General features: G+C 50.2%; 15 protein-coding genes. 4 read left to right on the top strand and 11 right to left on the bottom strand.

Annotated elements, in window-relative coordinates:
• Positions 1 to 54 precede the first annotated feature (54 nt).
• The 7 genes from KCR01S_RS06675 to KCR01S_RS06645 all read right to left on the bottom strand — a co-directional run bounded on the left by KCR01S_RS06675 (position 55) and on the right by KCR01S_RS06645 (position 7921).
• Positions 55 to 927 (bottom strand): ion transporter, encoded by an 873-nt coding sequence (locus KCR01S_RS06675; RefSeq protein WP_061281393.1) that lies wholly within the window; start codon positions 925 to 927, stop codon positions 55 to 57.
• Positions 928 to 942: 15 nt separating this feature from the next.
• Entirely contained in the window at positions 943 to 1947 is a 1005-nt protein-coding gene (gene oppF, locus KCR01S_RS06670) for a murein tripeptide/oligopeptide ABC transporter ATP binding protein OppF (RefSeq protein ID WP_061281391.1), read from the bottom strand.
• On the bottom strand, positions 1944 to 2939 hold the full coding sequence (gene oppD, locus KCR01S_RS06665) for an ABC transporter ATP-binding protein (protein WP_061281389.1): 996 nt from the start codon (positions 2937 to 2939) through the stop codon (positions 1944 to 1946). The genes oppF and oppD overlap by 4 nt, the downstream gene beginning before the upstream one ends.
• 11 nt (positions 2940 to 2950) lie before the next feature.
• Positions 2951 to 3859, bottom strand: coding sequence for an oligopeptide ABC transporter permease OppC (gene oppC, locus KCR01S_RS06660; protein ID WP_061281387.1), 909 nt, complete (start codon positions 3857 to 3859; stop codon positions 2951 to 2953).
• Positions 3860 to 3873: 14 nt separating this feature from the next.
• Positions 3874 to 4794: an oligopeptide ABC transporter permease OppB gene (oppB, locus tag KCR01S_RS06655; RefSeq protein ID WP_061281384.1), complete on the bottom strand. Its 921-nt coding sequence runs from the start codon at positions 4792 to 4794 to the stop codon at positions 3874 to 3876.
• Positions 4795 to 4878: 84 nt separating this feature from the next.
• On the bottom strand, positions 4879 to 6513 hold the full coding sequence (gene oppA / locus KCR01S_RS06650) for an oligopeptide ABC transporter substrate-binding protein OppA (RefSeq protein ID WP_061281381.1): 1635 nt from the start codon (positions 6511 to 6513) through the stop codon (positions 4879 to 4881).
• A 760-nt stretch (positions 6514 to 7273) separates the two neighbouring features.
• Entirely contained in the window at positions 7274 to 7921 is a 648-nt protein-coding gene (locus KCR01S_RS06645; protein WP_061281380.1) for a YchE family NAAT transporter, read from the bottom strand.
• 495 nt (positions 7922 to 8416) lie between these two features.
• On the opposite strand from KCR01S_RS06645, the gene adhE reads away from it, so the two are divergent.
• A complete protein-coding gene (adhE, locus tag KCR01S_RS06640; RefSeq protein ID WP_061281378.1) occupies positions 8417 to 11086 on the top strand; it encodes a bifunctional acetaldehyde-CoA/alcohol dehydrogenase in 2670 nt (889 codons plus the stop codon).
• Positions 11087 to 11251: 165 nt separating this feature from the next.
• Here adhE and tdk read toward each other — a convergent pair whose 3' ends face one another.
• Complete coding sequence (gene tdk / locus KCR01S_RS06635) at positions 11252 to 11875, bottom strand: thymidine kinase (protein ID WP_061281377.1); 624 nt, start codon at positions 11873 to 11875, stop codon at positions 11252 to 11254.
• Between the two features lie 908 nt (positions 11876 to 12783).
• Here tdk and hns point away from each other — a divergent pair.
• Entirely contained in the window at positions 12784 to 13197 is a 414-nt protein-coding gene (gene hns, locus KCR01S_RS06630; RefSeq protein WP_052284405.1) for a histone-like nucleoid-structuring protein H-NS, read from the top strand.
• Between the two features lie 162 nt (positions 13198 to 13359).
• Here the strand turns inward: hns and galU are convergent, their stop codons facing one another.
• The 3 genes from galU to rssA all read right to left on the bottom strand — a co-directional run bounded on the left by galU (position 13360) and on the right by rssA (position 16608).
• Positions 13360 to 14268, bottom strand: coding sequence for a UTP--glucose-1-phosphate uridylyltransferase GalU (gene galU, locus KCR01S_RS06625; protein ID WP_061281375.1), 909 nt, complete (start codon positions 14266 to 14268; stop codon positions 13360 to 13362).
• Positions 14269 to 14591: 323 nt separating this feature from the next.
• Positions 14592 to 15605 (bottom strand): two-component system response regulator RssB, encoded by a 1014-nt coding sequence (rssB, locus tag KCR01S_RS06620; protein WP_061281373.1) that lies wholly within the window; start codon positions 15603 to 15605, stop codon positions 14592 to 14594.
• Positions 15606 to 15696: 91 nt separating this feature from the next.
• Positions 15697 to 16608 (bottom strand): patatin-like phospholipase RssA, encoded by a 912-nt coding sequence (rssA, locus tag KCR01S_RS06615; RefSeq protein WP_061281370.1) that lies wholly within the window; start codon positions 16606 to 16608, stop codon positions 15697 to 15699.
• A 112-nt stretch (positions 16609 to 16720) separates the two neighbouring features.
• On the opposite strand from rssA, the gene KCR01S_RS06610 reads away from it, so the two are divergent.
• Positions 16721 to 17179, top strand: coding sequence for a YchJ family protein (locus KCR01S_RS06610; RefSeq protein WP_061281368.1), 459 nt, complete (start codon positions 16721 to 16723; stop codon positions 17177 to 17179).
• Between the two features lie 46 nt (positions 17180 to 17225).
• Positions 17226 to 18068, top strand: a complete 843-nt coding sequence (gene purU / locus KCR01S_RS06605) for a formyltetrahydrofolate deformylase (RefSeq protein ID WP_061281365.1) — start codon at positions 17226 to 17228, stop codon at positions 18066 to 18068.
• Positions 18069 to 18156 lie beyond the last annotated feature (88 nt).

Raw genomic sequence — 18156 nt, 5'->3', positions numbered from 1 at the left:
AAGGGCAGCTTAGCTGCCCTTTTTTATTGCCGCCACGTCACCGCAGCGGGCCGGCTACAGTTTATTCGGAAGTGCCGTGCCACAGCTATTACAGTAATGCGCCTTTGGCTCATGATCGCGCTGCTTACAGTGCGGACACACCCGCTCCTGACGCCGCTTTTGTAACTCATTGGTCAACTGCGCGCTGATAATCCCGGTCGGAATCGCAATCACGGAATAACCAATTAAGATCAGAACCGAAGCCACCATTCTACCCGCGGGTGTATGCGGCGTAATATCGCCATAGCCGACCGTCGTCACCGTGACTATCGCCCAATAAACCGAGGTACTGAGCGTGGTAAAGCCATTTACCGGCCCTTCGATACCGTACATCAGCGCGCCGGCAACGATCATCACGATGCTAATAAAGACATAGAACAGGATCAATTGATGACGAGAGTTAACGATCGCGCCCCATAGGCTATTTAACGCCGGCATTAAGCGCAGCAATTTCAGAATACGCAGCACCCGAATCACGCGCATCGCACGCCAGGCAAAGAGATATTCCACGCCAATTTCTGGCCACAGCATGATCACATAGAATGGCAAAATGGTCGCCAGATCGATAAAACCCCAAAAGCTAAACACGTAGCGTGCGGGATTAGGCCAGCAAAAAAGCCGTAGGAAATATTCCAGGGTAAAAACCAGCGTAAACGCGATCTCCAGCCAGACGAAAGCGTGCCATTCGTCGTAGGTCAGATGGTAGGTCGTGCCGATGCCCGACTCAATAAAAATGGCAATAACGCTTAATAAGGCGAACAGACCGCATAGCGCTTCAAAGCGTCGGCTGGAATTCGTTCGTTGATCGAACAGAAAATGATAAAGACGATGGCGCAAAGCGCTAATAGCCACCACGTTGTAACCTCGTATAAAAAAGGGCTGGCACATTGCCAGCCCTGACGATTATAACGGGTCAACCTTCAGACAGGAAACGGCATGGCGGAAACTTCCTTCCAGAAGCGGACGGGTTTTCGCACATTCAGGCCCGGCCAGCGGGCAACGGGTTCGGAACACGCAGCCTGACGGCGGGTTGATCGGTGATGGCAGTTCCCCTTCCAACAGTTGGATGGTTTTATTCTGCTCAAGATCCGGATCCGGAACCGGCACCGCTGACATCAGCGCTTTGGTATAAGGATGCAGCGGGTTGTTGTAGACCTCATCATAGGTACCCAGCTCAACCGCATGTCCCAAATACATCACCAATACGCGGTCTGAAATATGTTTCACTACCGCCAGGTCATGGGCGATAAAGATCAGCGACAGCCCCATCTCACGCTGTAGCTGTTGCAGCAAGTTGACCACCTGAGCCTGGATTGAAACGTCCAGTGCGGATACCGGCTCATCGCAGATAATCAGCTTCGGCTCGAGGATGAGCGCACGGGCAATCCCGATACGCTGGCACTGACCGCCGGAAAACTCATGCGGATAGCGGTTAACCAGGTTTGGCAGCAACCCGACCTTCATCATCATGGTTTTCACTTTGTCGCGCACTTCTTCACGCGGCATTTTCGGGTAATAAGTGCGCAGCGGTTCGGCAATGATTTCGCCAATGGTCATACGTGGGTTCAGCGACGCCAGAGGATCCTGGAAAATCATCTGAATATCACTACGCACCTCGCGCCATTCGTTAGGCTTCATACCCAACAAATCTTTGCCAAGCCACGCCACTTTGCCATCTGTCGCTTTCACCAGGCCAATAATTGCACGGGCAAAAGTGGACTTACCGCAGCCGGACTCACCCACCACACCGAGCGTTTCCCCCTCGTACAGACGAAGCGTCACGCCGTCTACCGCTTTCAGCGATTTTGGCGGCTGCCAGAACCACTGTTTGCCATCTTTAATCTCGAAATGAACCTTCAGATCGGCAATTTCGAGCAGAACTTTTCTTTCGTCAGCTACGGCGTTCATACCAGCTCCCCCACGGTTCTAAAGCAGGCACGCAAACGGCCTGGCGCAAACTCTTCCAGCGGCGGTGCGCTGCTGCAGGTTTCAATCGCATGCGGACAACGGGGCTGGAATGGGCAACCGGTCGGTAAACGTAACAGGTTTGGTGGATTGCCTGGAATGGTCAGCAGCGCTTCCCCTTCCGCATCAAGGCGTGGTACTGCGTTGAGCAGGCCGATAGAGTATGGGTGCGCCGGATGGTAGAACACATCGCGCGCTTTGCCGTATTCCATGGTTCGCCCAGCGTACATCACCAGCACTTTGTCGCAGATCCCCGCGACTACGCCCAGATCGTGGGTGATCATGATAATCGCGGTGTTAAATTCGCGTTTCAGCTCATTCAACAGGGTCATAATTTGCGCCTGAACGGTCACGTCCAGCGCCGTGGTGGGTTCATCAGCGATCAATAATTTCGGCCGGCACATCAAGGCCATGGCAATCATTACGCGCTGACGCATACCGCCGGAAAATTCATGCGGGTACATTTTCATGCGCTTACGCGCTTCCGGCATTTTAACGGCATCCAGCATTTTGACCGATTCTTCAAACGCTTCGGCTTTGCCCATGCTTTTATGCAGCATCAGCACTTCCATCAGCTGTTCACCTACCCGCATGTACGGGTTGAGCGAGGTCATCGGATCCTGGAAAATCATCGATATCTGTTCGGCGCGCAGTCTGTTCAGCTCGCGCTCAGGCAGGTTCAAAATCTCTTTACCGTTAAACAGCGCCGATCCGCCAATCTGACCGTTACTGGCCAGTAACCCCATCAGGGCGAATGCGGTTTGCGATTTACCGGAGCCAGACTCACCGACAATGCCCAACGTTTCGCCCGCACGCAGGCTAAAGTTAAGATCGTTTACGGCAGTCACATCGCCATCGGGCGTTTTAAAGGTGACGCGCAGATCTTTGACGTCCAGCAGTCGCGGTGACGCGGTTGCCGTTTCAATTATGCTCATGGCAACACTCCTTAACGGTCTTTCGGATCGAGGGCATCACGCAGGCCATCGCCGATAAAGTTAAAACAAAACAGCGTCACCACCAGGAATCCTGCCGGGAACAGCAACAGCCACGCCGACACTTCCATTGAGTTAGCCCCGTCGCTTAACAGCGCGCCCCAGCTACTCAGCGGTTCCTGCGTCCCGAGGCCTAAGAAGCTCAGGAAAGATTCGAACAGGATCATGCTTGGTACCAGCAGTGAGGCATAAACCACCACCACGCCCAGTACGTTCGGCACAATATGGCGTACAACGATATTAAAGGTTGAGACCCCGCCCACCTGTGCAGCTTCGATAAACTCTTTCCGTTTCAGGCTAAGGGTTTGGCCGCGAACAATACGCGCCATATCCAGCCAGGAAACCATTCCGATAGCGACGAAAATCAGCAGGATGTTTTGACCGAAGAAAGTCACCAGCAAAATAACGAAGAACATGAACGGGAAGGAGTTGAGGATTTCCAGCAGACGCATCATCACCGAGTCGACTTTGCCGCCAAGGTAGCCGGATAGCGAACCGTAAAGCGTCCCTACCACCACAGCCACCAGCGCAGCGGCAATCCCCACCATCAGGGAAATTCGCCCACCGATAGCCACGCGAACCAGCAGATCTCGCCCGGAGGAATCCGTACCAAAATAGTGCCCGGACTCCATATCCGGCGCGTTGGACATCATGCCCCAGTCCGTGTCGAAGTAAGAGAACGGCGACAGCATCGGAGCCAGTGTCACAAACAGCGCAATCAGCACCAGCACAATTAAACTGGCTACCGCCGCCCGGTTATGCATGAAACGTCGACGGGCGTCCTGCCACAGGCTGCGGCCTTCCACTTCCAGCTTCTCACTGAATTTTTCCAGTGCCTCGCTGTTTTTTTTACTTAATATCATGGCGAGCTCCAGCCTTAGTAACGGATTTTCGGGTCAATCACGGCGTAGAGGACATCCACCACCGCGTTAAACAGGATCGTCAATGCGCCGACCAAAATGGTCAGGCTCAGCACCAGGGAGTAATCACGGTTAAGCGCCCCGTTGACGAACAGTTGTCCAATACCCGGCAAGCCGTAGATCGTCTCAATGACCATCGAGCCGGTAATAATACCGACGAAGGCAGGCCCCATATAAGAAAGCACCGGCAGCAGCGCGGGCTTCAACGCGTGACGGAAAATAATCCGGCGCATCGGCAACCCTTTCGCACGCGCAGTACGAATAAAGTTAGAGTGCAGCACTTCAATCATTGAACCACGGGTGATACGCGCAATGCTGGCGATATAGGCCAGAGAGAGCGCCACCATTGGCAGGATCATAAATTTAAGCGCCCCGCCATTCCATCCACCACCGGGAAGCCAATGTAACGTAATCGCAAATATCATGACCAACAGCGGTGCGACAACAAAACTCGGTATAACCACACCGGTCATTGCCACCCCCATCACAGCAAAATCCCAGCGGGTATTTTGTTTTAACGCAGCGGTCACCCCCGCCGTTACGCCAAGAATAACGGCGAGAAGAAATGCCGCCGCCCCCAGTTTCGCCGAAACAGGGAAACTGACCGCAACCAGATCGTTAACGGAATAGTCTTTATATTTAAAGGAAGGTCCAAAATCGCCGTGGGCTAGCTGTTTCAGATAATTGCCGTACTGAACCAGGATAGGATCGTTTAAATGATATTTCGCTTCAATATTCGCCATCACTTCCGGCGGCAGCGCACGCTCGCTGGTAAACGGACTGCCAGGCGCAAGGCGCATCATAAAGAATGAAATCGTAATTAGAATAAATAGCGTCGGAATCGCTTCCAGACAGCGACGTAATATAAATTTTAACATTGCCCGTACCTTCTGGCATGTGCCTTTGCACTGCTCTCAAATAAGACACGATGGGGCGAATATCATTCGCCCCACGTATTGCCATTAATGCTTGATAACGTAGAGATCTTTCGTATAAACGTTATCCATCGGGTCTTTACCGGTGTAGCCGCCAACCCATGGTTTCACCAGGCGGGCGTTCACGTAGTAATAAACCGGCACGATCGCGGTATCTTTATCCAGCTGCTGTTCAGCTTTCGCATACGCGGCGGTACGTTGCTCTTCATTAGATGCTTTAACTGACTCGGCCATGATCTTATCGAACGCTTCGCTCTTATAGTGCGCAGTATTCATTGAGCTGCCGGACAGCATGGTGTTCAGGAAGGAAGTCGGTTCGTTGTAGTCCGCACACCAGCCCGCACGCGCAACGTCGTAGGTCCCCTGGTGGCGCGTATCGAGGAAGGTTTTCCACTCCTGGTTAACCAACTTCACTTCGACACCGAGGTTTTTACGCCACAGAGAAGCGGCTGCGATAGCCAGCTTTTTGTGCAAGTCGGAGGTGTTATACAGCAGGTTGAAGGTCAGCGGCTTGTCGGCGGTGTATCCCGCTTCAGCCAGCAGTTTTTTACCTTCTTCGTTACGTTTTTCTTGTGACCACTTGAACCATTCTGGCTCTGTCAGTTTTGCACCGTCTGTATACGGTGGTGTGTAACCGTAGGCCGGCAGATCGCCCTGACCTTTTACTTTATTCGCAATGATATCGCGGTCCAGACCCAGCTTCAGCGCAGTACGTACGCGGGCGTCGGTAAACGGTGCTTTCTGGTTGTTAATTTCGTAGTAGTAGGTGCACAGATACGGATCGACGTGAACTTCGTTCGGGATCTCTTTTTTCAGCTTCTGGAACAGCTCGATAGGCAGCTGGTTATAGGTCATGTCCAGCTCGCCGCTACGGTAACGGTTAACGTAGGTCACTTCTGAAGAGGTCGGCAGCCAGGTCACTTCATCAACAACGGTTTTCGCGTTATCCCAGTACTGCGGGTTACGCGCCATGACGATACGTTCGTTAACAACCCAGTCTTTCAGAGTGTAAGCACCGTTGGTTACGATGTTACCTGGCTGAGTCCATTTTTCGCCAAACTTCTCAACGGCCGGTTTGTAGACCGGAGACATTGCTGGGTTCACCAGCAGTTTATAGAAATACGGGACCGGTTCGCTCAGCGTCACTTCCAGCGTATGGTCGTCCAGCGCTTTCACGCCCAGCTCGCTCGGCGCTTTTTTACCGTCGATGATGTCATCAACGTTAACAATATGGCCGTACTGTGGATAGCTGGCGTATGGAGAAGCGGTTTTCGGATCAACCAGACGCTGCCAGCTATAAACGAAATCTTGTGCGGTAACCGGCTCACCGTTAGACCATTTGGCGTCTTTACGCAGGTGGAAAGTCCAGACTTTAAAGTCTTTATTTTCCCAGCTTTCTGCCACGCCCGGAATTGGGTGACCATCTTTTGGTGAGGTATTCAGCAGACCTTCAAACAGGTCACGGCTAATATTGGCCTCAGGAACCCCTTCAATCTTATTCGGGTCGAGGGATTGTGGCTCTGCGCCACTATTACGAACCAGCGTCTGTTTGCTCGCTAACTGCACGCCCGCAGGAACATCTGCGGCCATTGCAACATTTCCTGCGATCAGCGCGGTGAGAATTCCAGCCGCAACCAGGCTTTTTTTTGTGATGATGGACATTGTGTTGATACTCCGTTCATTATTATTACTGACGTTTGTCAGCCTGTTTAGTGCCCTTTCGGGTTCCTGTACAGCGCAGGAGATTTTTGCGTCTGTCAGGTCATTTACTGCCTGCTATCACCGACTTTTTTATTACGGTCGCTCTTATGGCAACCTGACGTCGATTCATTTAAAGCCTCCCCCCTGTCGGGAGACTTCTCTTATTCGTTTCATAACCGTTTCCAATTAGGAACAGTTATCATTTACAAAACTTTATGTTGCGAATAACTAAGGCCGGAAAGTACCAAATGACTCTCACCGTCGCCAATATAATTTGCAAATTTGTTAACCAATTCTCTTTTGTTGAGAAAGCTGGGTTTTAAGCGACAGGTTAGCCGTCAATTGAACATACCCTAAATCACTATTTATCAATTAGATATGTAAAAACCGTCTACCCCTGCGCACTTTATCTGCGAGATGTTTGTTTTTTGCACAAAAAATTAACAGTTGTTCATTTTTTAGCACATAACTCTGCATTGAAAGTAAAATTACTAATATCATTTCAATTATCTAACGGCAAGCCCCAGAGTATCGTGTGACGGAAATAACATTTAAGCGACGTATCAAAGAATCGTGAAAATAGCGCATTCTATTGATAGTTAGTGATTTTTTTAAATCATTCGAATTGATTATCTCTGCGTCGGGGCAGTGACCGAGGGATAGGTTTTTCTGATATTAACGGCGCGCAAAGGAATACGCCTCCTGTTGCGCGCGGTTGTAATTAGGCTACAAGGCCAGGGAAGATAGATTTGATGCCGGTGACAATAAACTCGATGCCCAATGCCATCAGTAAAAGCCCCATGATTCGCGTGACCACGTTAATGCCCGTTTGCCCAAGCATACGCACCAGCCACGGGGAAATACGGAAAATTCCCCAGCAGCACGCCGCAAACAGCGCAATAGAGATGGAAAAACCGATTAAATAAGAGAAGGAGTGATAGCGCGTCCCCCAAACGATGGTGGAACTGATGGCCCCTGGTCCTGCCATCAATGGCAAGGCCAAAGGAACGACACCAAGGCTTTCACGTACCGCGGTCTCTGATTTCTCTTGTTTATTCTGTTTGTCTTCCCCCAGCTTGCCGCTGATCATCGACATTGCAATCGTCACCACCAGGATCCCGCCGGCTATACGGAAGGAATCAATGGAAATACCGAACAGTTGCAGAATAAAGTCGCCGAGGAATAACGAGGTCAACAGAATAATGGCCACCGACAAACTGGCGGTCAGGTTGGTTTTATTGCGCACCACCGCCGTCTGGTAGCTCGTCAGACTAATAAAGACCGGAATGATCCCCACCGGGTTAACCAGCGCAAAAAGCCCGATAAAGAACTTAAAGAAGATAGGAAAATCAAACAGCGTTTGAATCACATGAACCCCGAAGAACCATTAAAAGTTGTAGTTGACGAACAACAAACCGCGAAACGCGCTGACAATACCCTTTTTATTAGCAGTCTTCATCTGAATTATCCATAAAAAGAGGGTTAAAACAGAGTGTTATAGATTTGTGTAAACTATGCTAATGTCTCACCCGTCCTAACTCACGATTGATTAACAGTTTCCATGTTTTACTAAAAGCCCCCTGCTGAAAGGTGTCAGCTTGGCCTAGATTTGATTTAGATCACGTAAATCGTACTCAGAAGTGGGTAATCTGCTTACACCGAAAGGGATTCAGCCAGACAAAAAAGGCGTATCTCTAAAGGTAGGCTCCTTGGCTAAATCGAAGCTCTTTTAGTAAATCAGTGAATCAGTTTGTGAATAACACTTTGTTTTCTTAACTTTTTCACCAGCTGCAGGTGATTTGTCTATACTGACTTGTCGAGCAGATGATTCACTAAAAAAGTTTAACATTATCAGGAGAGCATTATGGCTGTTACTAATGTCGCTGAACTTAACGCACTCGTAGAGCGCGTAAAAAAAGCCCAGCGTGAATATGCCAGTTTCACTCAAGAGCAAGTTGACAAAATCTTCCGCGCTGCCGCCCTGGCCGCTGCAGATGCTCGAATCCCTCTCGCAAAAATGGCCGTTGCCGAATCTGGCATGGGTATCGTTGAAGACAAAGTGATCAAAAACCACTTCGCGTCTGAATATATCTACAACGCCTATAAAGATGAAAAGACCTGTGGCGTGCTGGCTGAAGACCACACCTTCGGTACCATCACCATCGCTGAACCTATTGGTATCATCTGCGGTATCGTACCAACCACTAACCCAACTTCTACCGCTATCTTCAAATCGCTGATCAGCCTGAAGACGCGTAACGCCATCATCTTCTCTCCACACCCACGTGCGAAAGATGCGACCAACAAAGCTGCCGATATCGTTCTGCAGGCTGCAATCGCCGCTGGCGCACCAAAAGATCTGATCGGCTGGATTGATCAACCTTCCGTTGAACTGTCTAACGCGCTGATGCACCACCCTGACATTAACCTGATCCTCGCGACCGGTGGTCCAGGCATGGTTAAAGCAGCATACAGCTCCGGTAAACCCGCTATCGGCGTTGGCGCAGGTAACACCCCTGTTGTTATCGATGAAACCGCTGATATCAAACGTGCTGTTGCATCGGTACTGATGTCAAAAACCTTCGATAACGGCGTCATCTGTGCTTCCGAGCAGTCCGTTGTTGTCGTTGACTCCGTATACGACGCCGTTCGTGAACGTTTTGCTAGCCACGGTGGCTACATGCTGCAGGGCAAAGAGCTGAAAGCCGTTCAGGATATCATCCTGAAAAACGGCGGTCTGAACGCCGCTATCGTTGGTCAGCCGGCGCATAAAATCGCTGAACTGGCAGGCTTCACCGTACCAGCAACCACCAAGATTCTGATTGGTGAAGTGAAGGTTGTTGACGAAAGCGAACCGTTTGCACACGAAAAACTGTCCCCAACTCTGGCGATGTACCGCGCGAAAGACTTCGAAGATGCAGTCAATAAAGCGGAAAAACTGGTTGCCATGGGCGGTATCGGTCATACCTCTTGCCTGTACACCGACCAGGATAACCAGCCAGAACGCGTCGCTTACTTCGGCCAACTGATGAAAACCGCGCGTATCCTGATCAACACCCCGGCTTCTCAGGGTGGTATCGGTGACCTGTATAACTTCAAACTCGCACCTTCCCTGACTCTGGGTTGTGGTTCATGGGGTGGTAACTCCATCTCTGAAAACGTTGGTCCTAAGCACCTGATCAACAAGAAAACCGTTGCTAAGCGAGCTGAAAACATGTTGTGGCACAAACTTCCGAAATCTATCTACTTCCGTCGTGGCTCACTGCCAATCGCGCTGGATGAAGTGATTACCGATGGTCACAAACGTGCGCTGATCGTGACTGACCGCTTCCTGTTCAACAACGGCTATGCTGACCAGATTACTTCTGTTCTGAAAGCGGCTGGCGTTGAAACTGAAGTGTTCTTCGAAGTTGAAGCTGATCCAACGCTGACTATCGTACGTAAAGGTGCAGACCTGGCGAACTCCTTCAAACCAGACGTGATCATCGCGCTGGGCGGCGGTTCCCCAATGGATGCTGCCAAAATCATGTGGGTTATGTACGAGCACCCAGAAACTCACTTCGAAGAACTGGCGCTGCGCTTTATGGACATCCGTAAGCGTATCTACAAGTTCCCGAAAATGGGCGTGAAAGCGAAAATGGTAGCGATCACCACCACTTCCGGTACCGGTTCTGAAGTGACGCCATTTGCGGTAGTAACGGACGATGCAACAGGTCAGAAATATCCTCTGGCAGACTACGCGCTGACTCCAGACATGGCGATTGTCGATGCCAACCTGGTCATGGATATGCCGAAGTCACTGTGTGCTTTCGGTGGTCTGGATGCCGTGACTCACGCGCTGGAAGCTTACGTTTCCGTACTGGCTTCCGAGTTCTCTGACGGTCAGGCTCTGCAAGCGCTGAAACTGCTGAAAGAAAACCTGCCAGCGTCCTACCATGAAGGTTCTAAGAACCCGGTAGCTCGTGAGCGTGTTCACAGTGCAGCGACCATCGCCGGTATCGCGTTTGCTAACGCCTTCCTCGGTGTATGTCACTCAATGGCTCACAAACTGGGCTCTCAGTTCCACATTCCTCACGGTCTGGCGAACGCCCTGTTGATCAGCAACGTTATTCGCTATAACGCGAACGACAACCCAACCAAACAGACTGCATTCAGCCAGTACGACCGTCCACAGGCTCGTCGTCGCTACGCTGAAATCGCTGACCATCTGGGTCTGACTGCACCGGGCGACCGTACTGCAGCTAAGATTGAGAAACTGCTGGGCTGGTTGGACGAAATCAAAGCGGACCTGGGTATTCCTAAGTCAATCCGCGAAGCGGGTGTTCAGGAATCTGACTTCCTGGCGCATGTCGACAAACTGTCTGAAGATGCGTTTGATGACCAGTGTACCGGTGCAAACCCACGCTACCCACTGATTGCTGAACTGAAACAGATTCTGCTGGATACTTTCTACGGTCGTGAATACGTTGAAGGCGCTGCAGAAGAGAAGAAAGAAGCAGCACCAGCTAAAGCAGAGAAAAAAGCGAAGAAATAATTCGTTTCAACTTTGCTGAACAGTGAATATATCAAGCCCCATCTTAGATGGGGCTTTTTTTATGGCGTAAACAACAGAGAAAAAGAGTGCGAAACATAGCGGAGCGTCATCCCTACCCCTTAGCCGTATGCAAGGGGCAGGAAACGCGTCAGGAGACGATGGGAGTTAACGGCAGGCTTGGCGATGTGTATCCTGAATCAGGGTCAGAGAACCCTTCTCCAGCGCTTCTTTGTAGTGTTTGCGGCACACCGATACATAACGCTCATTGCCGCCAATAACGACCTGTTCACCTTCGTTATACGGCCGCCCTTCCTGATCGAGACGTAAAACCATGCTGGCTTTACGGCCGCAGAAGCAGATCGTTTTTAATTCCACCAGCTTATCTGACAGCGCCAGTAAATACTGGCTACCACCGAACAGCTCGCCGCGGAAATCCGTTCTCAGCCCGTAGCACAATACCGGGATATCAAGGTTGTCGACCACATCAGAAAGCGCATAGACCTGTTCACGCGTCAGGAACTGGCATTCATCGACCAGCACACAGTTAACCGGCTCACGCGCGTTCTCCGCGCGAATTTCCTCAAACAGATTACTGTCGTGATTAAACAGTTTTGCCGGTGATGACAAACCAATACGGGAACTGACTTTACCCGCGCCAAAGCGATCGTCTATTTCAGCGGTATAAACGATGGTGCGCATACCGCGCTCCTGGTAATTGTATGACGACTGCAACAGGGCCGTCGACTTCCCTGCATTCATCGCTGAGTAGTAGAAATAAAGTTGTGCCATTGGCTGAGAGATCCTAATCAATGCGTTTTTTAAACGGCCCGCAGTGTAACATATTTTCCGTCCCTGATTCCTGCGTCACTCCCCATTGTGTATGAACATATGCTGCGCATCCCTTCCCCGTTGACCAGACGCGTCCAGCGTCTTCCGATAATAATCGGCACGCTATTTGCGTACCGATTATATTTAACGCTAATTACGGTTAACATCATCATATACCTGAAGTATTTTGTTTCTTTACTCGGCCAAACTGCGCGGTTTTCCTGAGTAATGCGATAAAATAGCGAGCATGATGAATAGTTGAAATTTTTAATGAATCCGACATAAAAAATGTGACCGATACCAATTTGTGTAGCGATATACCGACCTTTGTTATCTGTAAATTAAACAGTTTCCGGCTGAAATAACATCGTCATAACTATGGCCTTAGCGCTGCAGTCCATCATTAACCGCACTGTATTGCCCGTCCAGGCATTGAACATTGTTATCATAGTGCGACAATTTACCCGTACAGGTATGAAGGTAAATAGATAAGCAGTAGTTAAGGCAATCGATACAGTAAGCCTGGCGGGACGCAAAGTGGTTGAGGGACGTAACGATTCACAAGCTATAAAACGAAGCACAAAATGAACAACCGCTGGGTAATACATAAGGTTGATATTTATCCATACGGAGTATATTTATGGGCAGGCGCCCGGCGGCATACCGCATGTTATCTCGTTTCTCTGCACGACAATAAGGTCTACCAGGTTCAGTATCGTTGCGGACAATTTAACTTATAAATATTAATAACAGCACCAAATAACACGTTATTTTGAATTCCTTACATTCTTCCCTATTGCACAACTCATTTTATCGCTCTATTATTACAACAACAAACCACCCCACAATATAAGTTTGAGATTACTACAATGAGCGAAGCACTTAAAATTTTGAACAACATCCGTACTCTTCGTGCGCAGGCAAGAGAATGCACCCTTGAAACGCTTGAAGAAATGCTGGAAAAATTAGAAGTTGTTGTTAACGAACGCCGCGAAGAAGATAACGCTGCAGCTGCAGAAATCGAAGAACGCACTCGTAAACTGCAACAATATCGCGAAATGCTGATTGCTGACGGTATTGATCCGAACGAACTGCTGAATAGCATGGCGGCTGCTAAAACTGGCACCAAAGCTAAACGCGCTGCACGTCCGGCTAAATATAGCTATGTTGACGAAAACGGCGAAACCAAAACCTGGACTGGCCAGGGCCGTACCCCAGCTGTAATCAAAAAAGCGATGGACGAACAGGGTAAATCTCTGGACGATTTCCTGATCAAGGATTAATCCTAACGCTTCGCGAAAGTCCCGCTACGGCGGGATTTTTTATATCTGAATGTTCCCCAACCTGTGATAACTTTCCCGTCCAAAAAAGTACGTTTTTTATCCATTGCCGTTATTGAGATATAAAAAAACCGGGTTTCCCCGGTTTTAGTGGCCGTCGCTAAATTACTTTGCGATGCCCAGAGTATCTTGCAGCCAGGCTTTGAAATCTTCACCCAACGTATTGTGGCGGATACCGTATTCGACAAACGCCTGCATATAACCCAGTTTATTACCGCAGTCATGGCTTTTGCCTTTCATGTGGTACGCTTCAACCGTCTCTTTTTCGATAAGCATATCGATAGCGTCAGTTAACTGGATTTCATCGCCCGCTCCTGGAGGAGTTTTGGCCAGCAGAGGCCAGATTTCCGCACTCAGAACATAACGGCCGACAACGGCAAGGTTAGATGGCGCGACGTCAGCCTTCGGTTTCTCAACCACACCGACCATCGGTACGCTGTCACCTGGGTTCAGGGCCGTGCCCTTGCAGTCCACAACACCGTACGCAGTCACGTCTGCGACCGGCTCAACCATAATCTGGCTAGCGCCTGTTTCGTCAAATCGCGCGATCATATCAGCCAGGTTGTCACGGCTCAGATCGGACTCATATTCATCAAGAATAACGTCCGGCAGAATGACCGCGACCGGCTCATCGCCGACAACTGGGTGCGCGCACAGCACCGCATGTCCAAGCCCTTTAGCCAGCCCCTGACGTACCTGCATAATGGTCACGTGCGGCGGGCAGATAGACTGTACTTCTTCCAGAAGCTGACGTTTAACGCGCTTCTCCAGCATGGCTTCAAGCTCAAAGCTGGTATCAAAGTGGTTTTCGATGGAATTCTTGGAAGAATGGGTAACCAGTACAATTTCCGTGATACCAGCGGCAATACACTCGTTCACGACATACTGAATTAAAGGCTTGTCCACCAGCGGCAGCATTTCCTTAGGAATTGCTTTCGTCGCAGGTAACATCCTCGTCCCTAATCCCGCAACCGGGATTACAGCCTTTCTTACTTTCGAATTTAGGGCAGCCATTCAAATCTCCTGAACTGTTCAAACTTTGAACTTGCTCGTTAATTAAGTACGCATCGAGTATATCATTACAACCCTATGAGGCTGCTCTGAAAAGGACACGTTGACCTCGAATTAAGATTTATACTCGTAGTCGAAGACATTGAGCTGAAGGAGGAGCGCTTCCCAATTCCCCGGATACCTCGTTATACACCGCAACGATCATATTGGGTCGGGTCAACACACCAGCAAGCTGAAGCATGACGAGTATATCCACATCAATTTGCAGATAGTATCACCACGGCCGATAAGCCGTTAAAGCTATCCCTATAAAAAAATGCGTTTGCTCATTCTGCAGACAACATTAAGCGTAAACGGCCACCATTTCCCCAAACCTGGCACTGCCATGATGTGCAGCGCTGACTTATTTGGTTGAGATAAGCGTTTCCCAGCGTGCCTAACGGCACACCATTACTTATTTGGATTTGATGTTCACCGGTATTTAATGTCCCGTTGAGTCCTGCCGAAACCAAAATGAGATTTTTTAACCCGCTGTGATAATAACCGACGAGTAACGGAAACTGCCCGGGCAGGTTAGCCTGTCGCAGTAGCTGATTAACCTGTTTTAACAGGCTCCCTAATTCTGGTAGTCGCTGGCCTTGATGAGACAATTGTTCTTGCAACAGACCATTGAAGAGTACCCGCAGTAATAACGCGGCCAATACACCGTTATCACCGGCGCGCGTCACGTCCAGGCAATAAAAGGCTAAATCATGTTCCGATAATGGCGCTATATCCAACACCAGTCCCGGTGCATCAACCGCCATGAGCTGACGATAATTTATACGGCAATGCGATATTTGTTGCTGCACCGGCGGCTGTAGCTCTTGTAACAATTTTGCCGCCGCTGCCGGATTGTTTACCAGCGCATCCCAGTCCTCAAATAACCGCTCTTCCTCTTCCACGCGGGAATTAAACATATTGGGATAAAGGCACGCCAGAACGGTTTCACGCAGCCGATTCAAATCTTTAACCGGCTTTAATAATACGTCCTGGACGCCAAGGCGCAGCGCTTTGGCAATATCCGCCATATTCTCAGTGGCAGAGATGATAAGGATGGGCAACGTATCACCGGCGTTGCGCAGATGCTCAACCAGCTGTAGCCCATTCATGCGCGGCATCGCCAGATCGCAAATCATCAGATCCGGTTTCTGATTTTCCATCTGCGTTAACGCATCGACGCCGTCCTGGGCCAGGAGAGTGCTCGCGCCGAGTGACGAAAGCCATGAATCCATAAGTGAGCGGAAAACGGGTTCGTCTTCAACAATTAAAATCTGTTTTCCCGCCAACGGCTGCGTCATGATATCTCCCCTGCCCGACGATAAGTAAATAGTGGCATGCTATTGTGATAATCGCCTTTCAGAATTTGCTGAAGTAGTCGAAAAAAATACCTTAAGTGGAACTTTGCACTAAAGGCAAAAGCTCATCTGTCTTTTTTTCAACCGCTTGTTGACCCGCGGCTATTGCAGATGAAGCTCGATGAAAATCCAGAGTCGAAATCTGGGGGCAAAACGGTTGTATGAGGATATCCGGCGGATCGCCCGCCATACGATTTCGCTTCAGCCGATTTTCTAGCACCTGTATCGAGGTGGTCATGATTTCCATCGCCGTCGGTGCTACCACCGAACGACGCGCCGCTACGCGCCCCAGGCGTGTGCGCAGACGCTCATGCCATGATAGCTCATCCGCTGATGCATTCATCTCGCCATCTGGCTGTATATTGACGGACAGAAGATCCTGCTGCATAAGATGTGCGTCATGTTGCAAATCGACAGCAATCACAATGTCGGCGCCCAGCGCGCGCGTTAGCGAGACCGGTACCGGATTGACCACCGCACCGTCAACCAGCCAATAACCGTTATGCTGCACCGGCGCCATGAGCCCAGGAATGCTGCACGAGGCCCGCACGGCCATATGCAAATCCCCTTCGGTAAACCATAGTTCACGCCCGGTACTGAGATTAGTCGCCACCGCCGCAAAGCGCCGCTCGCACTGTTCAATCATCTCATTCGGCATTATCTGCCGGTAGTGATTAAACACGCGCTCACCGCGCAGCAGCCCACCCCGTCGCCAGGAGAGATCCATTAAACGCAGGACATCCCAGTAGCTAAACGAGCAGACCCATTTTTCCAGTGCAGGAAGACGGTTGCTGGCATAGGCGGCACCGACCAAAGAGCCGATAGAACACCCCGCGACAATATCAATCTCAATGCCCATCTTTTGTAGCGCTTTAATGACGCCAATATGCGACCAGCCTCGCGCTGCCCCTGAACCTAACGCCAGGCCAATTTTGATTTTTCTCATTATTCCCGATGAACGTCCTCTTGCTTCTGGCGTGGCATCATTGCCAGCGCTCGGTTACCATAGTGCTATCAGGCGTCACTGCGCCATTATTTGTCGATTCAGGGAGACATCTTTGTCAGAACTTTGCCCATGCGGCAGCGCTCTCGAGTATAGCCTATGTTGCCATCGTTATCTGTCCGGCAACGAATGTGCTCCAGACCCGTCGCACCTTATGCGTTCCCGCTATTGCGCCTTCGTCATGAAAGATGCAGATTATCTGGTCAGGACCTGGCATCCATCCTGTCAGGCTGATACTTTCCGCGCCGATATTCAACAGGGTTTTGCTCATACCCAATGGCTCGGGCTGACCGTTTTCGCCACGGAAGAGGGGCGCAGCCCTGATGAAGGGTTCGTCAGTTTCGTTGCCCGCTTTAGTGAAGGTAACAAGAACGGGGCCATCATTGAGCGTTCACGATTCTTAAAAGAAAACGGGCAGTGGTACTATATAGAAGGTACACGGCCAATTATTGGCAGAAACGATCCCTGCCCATGTGGTTCAGGTAAGAAATTTAAAAAATGCTGCGGGCAATAGACCCGATAACAGCTTCGCAAACATCATCAACAGGATTTACCCGGCAATGCACTCCATTCAACGAAAAGTTCTGCGCACCATCTGCCCTGACCAGAAAGGCCTGATCGCGCGTATCACCAACATCTGCTACAAGCATGAACTTAACATCGTGCAGAATAATGAATTTGTCGATCACCGCACCGGTCGCTTCTTTATGCGAACCGAACTGGAAGGGATCTTCAATGACACCACTCTGCTCGCAGATTTAGACAGCGCGCTGCCGGAAGGTTCCGTGCGTGAGCTCACTCCCGCCGGGCGTCGCCGTATCGTCATTCTGGTGACCAAAGAGGCCCACTGTCTGGGCGATCTGTTGATGAAAGCCAACTATGGTGGTCTGGACGTAGAGATTGCGGCCGTCATTGGCAACCATGAAACCCTGCGTTCTTTGGTTGAGCGTTTCGACATTCCTTTCCAGTTGGTCAGCCACGAAGGCCTGGCGCGCGAGGAGCACGATAAGCTGATGGCCGATGCCATTGACGCGCATCAACCGGACTATGTGGTGCTGGCAAAATACATGCGCGTTCTCACACCGGAATTTGTTAGCCGCTTCCCGAATAAAATTATCAACATTCACCACTCATTCCTGCCGGCGTTTATCGGCGCCCGCCCTTATCATCAGGCCTATGAACGCGGCGTGAAAATTGTCGGTGCCACCGCGCACTACGTGAACGATAACCTGGATGAAGGTCCAATCATCATGCAGGACGTTATTCACGTCGATCACACCTATACGGCGGAAGATATGATGCGAGCAGGTCGCGACGTTGAGAAAAACGTGCTGAGCCGTGCGCTTTACCAGGTATTAGCCCAACGCGTGTTCGTTTACGGCAATCGGACGATTATTCTTTAATCGCTAGCGAAATGAATTGATTAGCTTTAATCCGTTACGGATGAAAAGTACGCAAACAGTTCATTTTCGATAAAGGAATACTTTACAG

This window comes from Kluyvera cryocrescens NBRC 102467, from assembly GCF_001571285.1.
Classification (GTDB): Bacteria; Pseudomonadota; Gammaproteobacteria; order Enterobacterales; family Enterobacteriaceae; genus Kluyvera; species Kluyvera cryocrescens.
Note: the sequence above shows the minus strand (reverse complement) of the source record. Positions and strands in the feature narration are given on the sequence as shown.